Origin of the sequence: Olsenella uli, assembly GCF_016900775.1 — a bacterium.
Lineage (GTDB): Bacteria > Actinomycetota > Coriobacteriia > Coriobacteriales > Atopobiaceae > Thermophilibacter > Thermophilibacter uli_A.
In genome coordinates, this window is sequence record NZ_JACJKN010000042.1 from 1 (window position 1) to 509 (window position 509).

1 protein-coding gene is annotated in these 509 nt (G+C 61.9%); it reads left to right on the top strand.

All coding sequences use genetic code 11. From position 1 onward, the window contains the following. Positions 1–509: InlB B-repeat-containing protein (locus H6A23_RS11225; protein ID WP_204832256.1), on the top strand; the 509-nt coding region annotated here is incomplete at both ends.

Here is a 509-nt window from a genome sequence, read left to right on the forward strand (position 1 = left end):
GAGCTGCTCGGCACCGGAGCGGTCCTGAACGGCACCAACGAGTGGAGCGGCATCGCCAACCCGACCAAGGACGGCTACGTGTTCGCCGGCTGGAACTTCGAGGGCGACTCCGAGCACCTCTACACCGACCTCTCCACGGTCCGCTATGCCGGCGCTACCGATGAGGAGATCAACCTCTACGCCAACTGGACCAAGCTTGAGGATCCGTATGCTGACTACATCACGGTCAACTACTGGGACGGCGAGGATCTTATTGGCACCGGCGCCGTGAAGCGCGGTACGAGTGAGTGGAGTGGCCCGATCACCCCGTCCAAGGACGGCTATAACTTCCTCGGCTGGAGCTTTGAGGGCGAGACCCTGATCAACCCGGACCTTACTAAGGTCGTTATGGGCGCCGATGAGACCGTGACCGAGATCAACCTCTACGCCAACTGGGATGAGGTCTCCGATCCGTACGAGGGCTACGTCACCGTCAACTACTGGGACGGCGACGAGCTGCTCGGCACCGG